The 8,956-nt window shown below is 61.8% G+C and carries 8 protein-coding genes; 5 read left to right on the top strand and 3 right to left on the bottom strand.

The window, feature by feature from the left end; translation table 11 throughout:
- Together EOA22_RS16370 and EOA22_RS16365 are read left to right on the top strand one after the other, a co-directional pair.
- The coding region (locus EOA22_RS16370) for a cyclopropane-fatty-acyl-phospholipid synthase family protein (protein WP_164755498.1) at nucleotides 1–869 on the top strand (869 nt) is incomplete at its 5' end.
- Nucleotides 870–1,006: 137 nt separating this feature from the next.
- The gene (locus EOA22_RS16365) at nucleotides 1,007–2,008 is read left to right on the top strand and encodes a glycerophosphodiester phosphodiesterase family protein (protein WP_127390082.1); all 1,002 of its coding nucleotides are present in this window, start codon (nucleotides 1,007–1,009) and stop codon (nucleotides 2,006–2,008) included.
- A 30-nt stretch (nucleotides 2,009–2,038) separates the two neighbouring features.
- On the opposite strand, the gene EOA22_RS16360 is transcribed toward EOA22_RS16365, so the two are convergent.
- Together EOA22_RS16360 and EOA22_RS16355 are read right to left on the bottom strand one after the other, a co-directional pair.
- Nucleotides 2,039–4,018, bottom strand: a complete 1,980-nt coding sequence (locus EOA22_RS16360) for a bifunctional 2',3'-cyclic-nucleotide 2'-phosphodiesterase/3'-nucleotidase (RefSeq protein WP_063168055.1) — start codon at nucleotides 4,016–4,018, stop codon at nucleotides 2,039–2,041.
- 149 nt (nucleotides 4,019–4,167) lie between these two features.
- Complete coding sequence (locus EOA22_RS16355; RefSeq protein WP_127390081.1) at nucleotides 4,168–5,433, bottom strand: NAD(P)/FAD-dependent oxidoreductase; 1,266 nt, start codon at nucleotides 5,431–5,433, stop codon at nucleotides 4,168–4,170.
- Between the two features lie 163 nt (nucleotides 5,434–5,596).
- Here EOA22_RS16355 and EOA22_RS16350 point away from each other — a divergent pair, with 163 nt between their 5' ends.
- On the top strand, nucleotides 5,597–6,247 hold the full coding sequence (locus EOA22_RS16350) for a 5-formyltetrahydrofolate cyclo-ligase (RefSeq protein ID WP_082826460.1): 651 nt from the start codon (nucleotides 5,597–5,599) through the stop codon (nucleotides 6,245–6,247).
- On the opposite strand, the gene EOA22_RS16345 is transcribed toward EOA22_RS16350, so the two are convergent.
- Entirely contained in the window at nucleotides 6,244–6,717 is a 474-nt protein-coding gene (locus EOA22_RS16345; protein ID WP_013531467.1) for an Lrp/AsnC family transcriptional regulator, read from the bottom strand. The two genes, EOA22_RS16350 and EOA22_RS16345, sit on opposite strands and share 4 nt — an antisense overlap.
- Nucleotides 6,718–6,873: 156 nt before the next feature.
- On the opposite strand from EOA22_RS16345, the gene ald reads away from it, so the two are divergent.
- A complete protein-coding gene (ald, locus tag EOA22_RS16340; RefSeq protein ID WP_013531466.1) occupies nucleotides 6,874–7,989 on the top strand; it encodes an alanine dehydrogenase in 1,116 nt (371 codons plus the stop codon).
- 206 nt (nucleotides 7,990–8,195) lie between these two features.
- On the top strand, nucleotides 8,196–8,956 hold a 761-nt coding region (locus EOA22_RS16335), incomplete at its 3' end, for an outer membrane beta-barrel protein (protein WP_164755496.1).

Below are 8,956 nucleotides of genomic sequence, written 5' to 3'. Positions count from 1 at the left end.
ACACCGTCCAGCGCATCCGCCACTGGTTCAACCAGAACACCCGCACCGGTTCGAAGCGCAATATCTCGGCGCATTACGACCTCGGCAACGCCTTTTACAAGCAATGGCTCGATCCGAGCATGACCTATTCCTCGGCGCTCTACACGACCGGCGCCAACGACCTGGAAAGCGCCCAGGCCGCCAAATATCGCGCGCTGGCGAAAGACACAGGGATCGGCCCGAAGGACCATGTGCTGGAAATCGGCTGCGGCTGGGGCGGCTTCGCCGAATTCGCCGCGCGCGAGATCGGCTGCCGCGTCACCGGGTTGACGATCAGCCGCGAGCAGCACGATTTTGCAACGGCTCGCATCGCCAAGGCTGGCCTTGCCGAAAAGGTCGACATCAAGCTGCAGGACTATCGCGACGAAACCGGCACCTATGACCGCATCGCCTCGATCGAGATGTTCGAGGCGGTCGGCGAGAAATACTGGCCGGTGTTTTTCGGCAAGATGAAGGCTTGCCTGAGACCCGGCGGCACCGCCGGCCTGCAGATCATCACCATCAACGAAGCCGCCTACGACACGTATCGCGCAAGGCCGGATTTCATCCAGCGCTATGTTTTCCCGGGTGGCATGCTGCCGACACCGTCGATCCTGAAGACACTGGGCAAGGATCATGGCCTTGCCCATCTGCGCGAGCGCGTGTTTCCGGATGACTATGCGCGCACGCTTGCCGAATGGCGCCACCGGTTCTGGGCGTCATGGGAGAAGATCGTCCCGCTCGGCTTCGACGACCGCTTCAAGAAGCTCTGGGAGTTCTACCTGCACTATTGCGAGGCCGGATTCCGCGCCAGCTACATCGACGTGCGCCAGGTGGTCTACAAGGCGTAAGTCGACACGTTCTTCGATTTCATTGCCGCCGACCAGGCGATATCGAGGATGATCTCGATGTCGCCGCCCGGTCGCCGTCAAAAAGTCCGATCGCAAAGCAGGATGCCGCGCAGGACGGACGAATCGGAAATCACTTGATGCGCAAACGGACGATCTTCTTCGGCATCATCGTTGTCGCCGCGGCGGGCATCTGGCTCCACTACACCTCCCTCTTGTCGAGCCGCCCCGCCGGCAAGCCGGAAGTGCTTGCCCATCGCGGCCTTGCCCAGGACTACGCACGGGAAGGCATGACGGGTGAGACGTGCACGGCCAGTCGCATGTTGCCGCCGCGCCATGCCTACCTCGAAAACACGATCCCCTCGATGGAAGCAGCCTTCGCGCTGGACGCTGACGCGCTCGAACTAGATGTTCACCCGACGACAGACGGCAATTTCGCCGTCTTCCACGACTGGACGCTGGATTGCCGCACGGAAGGCAAGGGAGAAACACGCAACCATTCCATGGCCGAGTTGAAGACCCTCGATGTCGGCTATGGCTATACGGCGGATGGCGGCAAGACCTTTCCGTTTCGCGGCAAGGGTATCGGCATGATGCCGTCGCTGGATGAGGTTCTGGCGCACTTCCCGGCCCGCCGCTTCAACATCAACGTCAAGAGCAACGATCCAGGCGAAGGCGAAAAGCTGGCCGCACGGCTTGCCATGCTATCGCCGAACGAGCGCTTCTATCTCTCGGTCTATGGCGGCGACAAGCCGATTGCCGCAGTCAAGGCAGCACTGCCGGACATGCATACGCTGAGCCGCGCGTCGCTGACGCAATGCATTCTGCGCTATGCCGCGCTTGGCTGGAGCGGCTATGTTCCAGATGCCTGCCGAAAAGGTACCTTGCTCATTCCCGTCAACATCGCGAAATGGATGTGGGGTTGGCCGAACCGGTTTCTCGATCGCATGCAAGGCGTCGACAGCCGCGTCTATCTGCTCGGCCCGTACACCGGCGGCGACTTTTCGCAAGGGCTGGACGATCCCGAACTGATCAAGCAGCTGCCGAACGGTTATTCCGGCGGCATTTCCACCGATGCGCTGGATCTCGTCATGCCTGACATCAAGGAACGTTTCACCCAGCCGGCTCAATCCACGCCATAAGGCCGGGACTCGAGCCGACCCGAACCACCTTCAAAGCAGGATGCGGTATTTCGCGAAACCTGCCTCGCCCTCGCCTGCCGGCTCGATCTTCAGCGATTTCAGCTGCGCAATGAAATCCTTCGCCTTGGCGCCGGTTTCGAACACGGCGCTGGTTCCAGGCAGCGGCGCGAACGACCAGTTGTCGTCCGCGGACGGGTTGATTGTACCCTCGCTGACGATGTAGCGGACGATGACGTCGCGATTGGTGTCCGGCGCTTCATAGATGATCTTCGAGGCATTGATGTCGGGGAAATTGCCGCCGCCACCGGCCCGGTAGTTGTTGGTCGCGACGACGAATTTCTGTTTGGGGTCAATTGGTTTTCCATCGAAACTCAGGTCGACGATGCGATTGGCGCCAGCGTTAGCCAGCCCGCCCTTGGCATCGTATTTCGGCGGCTGCGACAGGTCTATTTTATAGGTGACGCCGTCGATGACGTCGAAATTGTAGGACGGAAAATCGGTGTTGATGAGGGCCTGGTCGGCCTTCCCTGGCTCGATCCGGTTGAAGATCCCGGCCGACATTTCCAGCCATTCCTTGACCTGCCCACCGGTGATTTCGACCGCACGCACGGTGTTGGGATAGAGATAGAGGTCGGCGACGTTCTTGATGGCGATATCGCCGGCGGGCACGTCGGTATAGTAGTCGGCGCCGTTGCGTCCGCCGGCCTTGAACGGAGCGGCCGCCGACAGCAGCGGCACATCCTTCCATTGCGTATTCTTCAGAATATCCCTGAGGTACCAGGTCTGCGCCTGGCTGACGACCTGCACCGACGGATCGTCGGCGACCAGCGCGAAATAGGAATAGAGCGGCGCGGAGGTCTTGCCGACGGGGCGGCGCACATAGGCCAGTGTTGCCTGGTGGTCCTGCTCAAGGGCCGCGATGATGCGCTTGTCGTCCGGGACAGTCGGTTTATTCTTGTTGTCGACGCGTTCGAAGATCGGCCGCGCCTCGGAAGTGGCGGAAACGACCTTCCATTTCGACCCGTCACGCTCCAGCATCAGGTCGATCAGCCCCATATGCGAGCCCCAGAAACCGCCCATGACGGCGGGTTTGCCCTGCAGCGTGCCCTTTTGCGTGTCGACACCATCGAGCGACTGGAAATCCTTCTTGCCGGGGAACACCAGATGCTGGTGCCCGGTGAACACCGCGTCGATGCCGGCGACGCCGGCGACGAAGAACGAGGCGTTCTCCATCATGTCGCCGTGCTTCACGTCGATGCCGGAATGCGACAGCGCAATGACGATGTCGGCGCCCGCCTCCTTCATCTGCGGCACCCAGGCCTTGGCCGCCTCGACGATGTCGCGCGTCTTGACGTTGCCTTCGAGGTTCTTGAGATCCCAGACCATGATCTGCGGCGGCACGAAGCCGATGATGCCGATCCTGATCGGCTGCTCGGCGCCCGAACCGTCCTTGATCTTCTTGTCGAGGATGACATAGGGCTTGAGATAGAGCTTGTCGTCGCGCGGGTTCGCGGCAAGCTCCGTGCCGCGGATCAGATTGGCGCAGACGAAGGGAAAATTGGCGCCGGCCAGCACCTTGTCCAGGAACGACAGGCCATAGTTGAACTCGTGGTTGCCCAGCGTCGAGCACTCGTAGCCGAGCAGGTTCATACCCTTCATGATCGGATGCAGGTCGCCGTCCTTCAGGCCCTTCTCATAGGCGATGTAGTCGCCCATCGGATTGCCCTGCAGCAGGTCGCCATTGTCGATCAGCATCGAATTCACCGCTTCCTTGCGCACGGCGTCGATCAGGGAGGCCGTGCGCGACAAGCCCAGCGTGTCGTTCGCTTTGTCGGCGTAATAATCGTAAGGCAGCACGTTCACATGGATGTCGGTGGTCTCCATGATCCGGAGATGCGCCTGGTTGGCCTGTGCGCGAGCGGAGAAGGGATGAAGCACGATCAGCGCCCCTGTAGCTGCGGTGCCAGCGAGGAAATCGCGGCGGGAGACGGGATGGAGCAGTTGCGACATGTTTTCTCCTTATCGACAACGTGACACGCCCTGCCCCGAAGCGAACTTCGCGCCGAAATCGGCTCAAGTCCATTCAAGAAGTTGCGTGCATCGGAAGGTCAGTCGACCAGCAACAGATGACGTGCGGATGAACGGTGCCGGTGAAGAAATCAGCCCTTGTCGTCGTCGCCCTGGGTGATCAGCCGCGCGCTGCGTTGCCCCGTCGCGTAGATCCATAGCCAGCTCAGCGAAACAGCAAGCCGGTTGCGAAAGCCGATCAGGAAATAGATGTGAGCCACTCCCCACAGCCACCAGGCGAGCCAGCCGGTGAGCTTGATCCAGCCGAAATCGATGGCGGCGGCGCGTTTGCCGATCGTCGCCAGATCGCCGGCATGCCTGTAGTGGAAAGGACGCGCGGTCGTGTCGCCGCCGAGCCTGGCCTTGATGGTAGCCGCAACATGTCGGCCCTCCTGCTTGGCGGAAGGCGCCACGCCGGGAACCGGCCGCCCGTCTGGCCGCAGCACATGAGCGGCGTCGCCGATGACGAAGATCTCCGGGCTGCCACGCACACTTAGATCGGGCTCGACCAGCACCCTGCCCGCGCGGTCCGCCTTCGCTCCCAGCCATTCAGCGGCTGGCGAAGCGGCAACGCCGGCTGCCCACAGGATCGTTCGGGCGGCCAGTTGCTTATCGCCAAACACGACACCTTCGGCGTCGCAGCGCGTGACGGCCCGCCCGAGCTCGACCGTCACGCCGAGCCGCTCGAGCGCTTTGTTGGCGTAGTCGGAAAGTTTCGGTGCGAAATTGGCCAGAATGCGGTCGCCGGCCTCGATCAGCACCACGCGCGTCTGCCGCGTGTCGATGTTGCGGAACTCGCCGCGCAGCGTGTCATGCGCCAGCTCGACGATGGTGCCGGCAAGCTCGACGCCGGTCGGCCCGCCACCGACGATCGCAATGGTCAGCAGCGCCTGGCGCTTGGCGGGATCAGCCTCCCGCTCGGCCTGTTCGAAGGCCAGGAGAATTCGCCGCCGAATGGTGGTGGCGTCCTCCAGCGTCTTCAGGCCAGGCGCGAACGGCTCCCATTCGTCATGGCCGAAATAGGCGTGGCGGGCACCGGTGGCGAGCAGCAGCGTGTCGTAGGCGACCGCGCTGCCGTCATCGAGCAGCACGCGCTTGCCGGCGCGGTCGACACCGGTGACATTGGCGAGCAGCGTCGTCACATCCTTGCGCTTGCGCAGGAGGTGGCGGAGCGGCCAGGCAACCTCGGAGGTGGCCAGCGCCGTCGTCGCCACCTGGTAGAGCAGCGGCTGGAAGAGGTGATGGTTGCGCTTGTCTATCATGGTGATGCGCACGGGAGCGCCGGCAAGCGCACGGGTGAACTCGAGGCCGCCGAACCCCGCGCCGACAACGACGACATGATGCCTGGCTTCGTTCATTTCGTTCACCTTGTTAGCAAGATTGCCTGTCCTGCATGTAGGTATTTTTGTGCAATGCAACAACAGATGGCCAGTGCCCGAGACTCGTCGTTGCATGTCGTGAATGCACATGTTGTATCGTATCGCGAGGTATAGCGTCATCGAACACGCGATGAGGTGAGGCATGGCCAACGATCGTGACGACGATGCTCCGGCGCAGTATTCTTCGCCGCCCTGTTTCATGCACGAACTCGATACGGAATTCCGTGCGCCTTCGAGCGACTGGACCGATGTGAGACGCTGGCGCAAGGCTGAGCGCGAACGCCTGATCGCCGCGCGTCTTGCTGTTTCGGCCGACGCGCGAACGGTAATGTCGCAACACATCGCCGATGGCCTCGACGCGGTAATCGGCGAGATCGCCGGCCGCATGGTCAGTCTCTACTGGCCGTTTCGCGGCGAGCCGGATTTGCGGCCTTGGATGACGTCCATAAACGAACGCGGCGGCCGCACCGCCCTGCCCATCGTCATCGAGAAGGGGCAGCCGCTGATCTTCCGCGCCTACAAAGCAGGCGACCGGCTGGAGAAAGGTGTCTGGAATATCCCGATCCCGGCCGAGGGCGATCCGGTGCTGCCGGACATCGTCATCTCGCCGATCGTCGGCATCGATCCCCTGAACTACCGCCTGGGTTATGGCGGCGGTTTCTTCGACCGTACGCTGGCAGCGATGCCGTTCAAGCCACTGGTCATCGGCGTCGGCTACGAGCTGCAGCGCATCGCGACCATCTACCCGCAGCCGCACGACATTCCGATGGATCGGGTGGTAACGGAGGCCTAGGCCATTTCCGGCTTCATGCCCATGGCGGTCCTGTCGACGATTTCGCGTAGCGCAAAGGACGAATTGATCTTGGTCACATGCGGCATCGCCGACAGCCATTCCTTGTGGATGCGCTCATAGTCGACGAGATCCTTCGCCGCGATCCGCAGGATGTAGTCGTATTCGCCCGACATCAGGTGACAGGACAGCACGTTCGGGCAGCGCTTGATCGCCGCCTCGAAATCCGACAGCGTCTTCTCGAACTGCCCCGACAGCGATATGTGCACGATCGCCGTCATCTGGTGGCCAAGTGCCGCATTGGAAAGCCGGGCGTGGTAGCCGCGAATGGTTCCGGATTTCTCCAGATTGTCGAGCCGGCGCGAACAGGCCGACTGCGACAGGCCGACCTTCTCGGCCAGCGCCGCATTGGGTATCCTGCCATCCTTCTGCAAAGCCTCGAGAATGGCGATATCGATCCTGTCGAGCGGCATTATTCGTGAATCCTGCGAATATCTTGCTGTTTCGCGCAACAATTATCGAAACCGGCCGGTGGGCGCAAGCGCATTCGCAAACACCTGCGCAACGATTCGTGGTTCACTCCAGCCATACAGGGAACGAGCCCAAAAGGGCCGGATCAGGAGAAGAAAATGCGCGTCGGCTGCCCCAAGGAAATCAAGAACCACGAATACCGCGTCGGCCTCACCCCCGGCTCGGTCCGCGAATATGTCGCCCATGGCCACGAAGTGCTGGTCGAGACCGGGGCCGGTGCCGGCATCGGCGCCGATGACAACGCCTATCGCGCCGCCGGCGCCACGATTGCCAAGACGGCCGCCGAGGTGTTCGCCAAGTCGGACATGATCGTCAAGGTCAAGGAGCCGCAGCCCAGCGAATGGGCGCAGCTTCGCGAAGGCCAGATCCTGTATACCTACCTCCACCTTGCTCCGGATCCGGAGCAGACCAAGGGCCTGCTTGCGTCCGGCGTGACGGCAATCGCCTACGAGACCGTGACCGACGACCGTGGCGGCCTGCCGCTGCTGGCGCCGATGTCGGAAGTTGCCGGACGCCTGTCGATCCAGGCCGGCGCCACGGCGCTGCAGAAGGCCAATGGCGGCCGCGGCGTGCTGCTGGGCGGCGTGCCCGGCGTGCTGCCCGGCAAGGTCACCGTGCTCGGCGGTGGCGTCGTCGGCCTGCACGCGGCCAGGATGGCGGCCGGCCTTGGCGCCGACGTCACCATCATCGACCGCTCGATCCCGAGATTGCGCCAGCTCGACGATCTCTTCGCCGGCCGCGTCCACACCCGTTACTCGACTGTCGAGGCGCTGGAAGAAGAGTGTTTTTCAGCCGACATCGTCGTCGGCGCGGTGCTGATCCCGGGTGCCGCGGCGCCAAAACTGGTTTCGCGCGAAATGCTGTCGGGCATGAAGAAAGGCTCGGTGCTGGTCGATGTCGCCATCGACCAGGGCGGCTGCTTCGAGACCTCGCACGCCACCACCCATGCCGACCCGACCTATGAGGTCGACGGCGTCATCCACTATTGCGTCGCCAACATGCCGGGTGCCGTGCCCGTCACGTCGGCCCACGCGCTCAACAACGCGACGCTTCACTACGGCCTGCAGCTCGCCGACAAGGGCCTGAAGGCGCTGGTCGACGATCATCACCTGCGCAACGGCCTCAATGTCCACAAGGGCAAGATCACCAACCGCGCAGTCGCCGAGGCGCTCGGCTACGAACTGGTCGAGCCGAAAGCGGTACTCGCCGCCTGATTTTCGCGAAAAACAGCTCCTTTCAATCCAGCCCGCCGGTTCCATGCCGGCGGGTTTTTTCTTGCGAGCCTGTTTTTCAGGCAAAGCATGGCGCCGAAAGATGTGACGCAACGGCACTTTGCTCATCATTGTTGCATATTTGTCATTCCCGTGCCGGCCGGTTCCCTGCTAGAGACATTCTGGGTTTACTCATGGGGTACGGGCATATGTTCATTCGCACATCCGCGAAATCTTTTCTTCTTGGTGCTGTTTCTGCTGTGGCTTTGATATCTGCTGCTCACGCAGCAGACGTCGTGCAGCCGGTAGAAGAAGCTGCCGGCTTTAACTGGAGCGGTCTATACGTTGGTTTTGGCGTCGGCGCCGGTGCCAACGTACACAAGCTCAGCAGCGATTTTATTCCAGTCTCGCTGAACGGCATTGGTGGCGAAGGCGTCTACGGTGAGCTGACGGTTGGCTATGACTATATGGTCGCGCCGCGGTTCCTCATCGGTGGTCTGCTGGACGCTCACGTCGGCAACATCGGGACCACGCTGGACATTACGGGATTCGACGCTTCGATCAAGGAAACCTACGGTTTCGACGCTGGCCTGCGTCTCGGCTATCTCTTGACGCCAAACACTCTGGGATACGTGCTGGGTGGCTATTCCTGGCAGAAGTACAAGCTCGATACGAACGCTGGCTTCGACTTTGATTGGGATCAGAGCGGGTATTTTGTCGGAGGTGGCATCGAAACGGCCATCAACAGCAATTGGACGATCAAGACTGAGTATCGCTATACGGGCTTCGGGACCAAGGACGATCTTCTTTCCGAGGCTGGCATCGTCGGGGTTCCGGACGGTCTCCTCAATCTTGACACCTCGCGCCATACTTTCCAGATCGCAGCCAATTACCGTTTCGGTGCCCAGAACGGCGGCGGTGCTGCCTTCGAGACGCCAGCCTACAACTGGACCGGCTTCTATATCGGCGG

It is taken from the genome of Mesorhizobium sp. M7A.F.Ca.US.014.04.1.1, assembly GCF_003998745.1.
Classification (GTDB): Bacteria; Pseudomonadota; Alphaproteobacteria; order Rhizobiales; family Rhizobiaceae; genus Mesorhizobium; species Mesorhizobium ciceri.
This window is presented reverse-complemented; position numbering and strand designations above follow the sequence as displayed.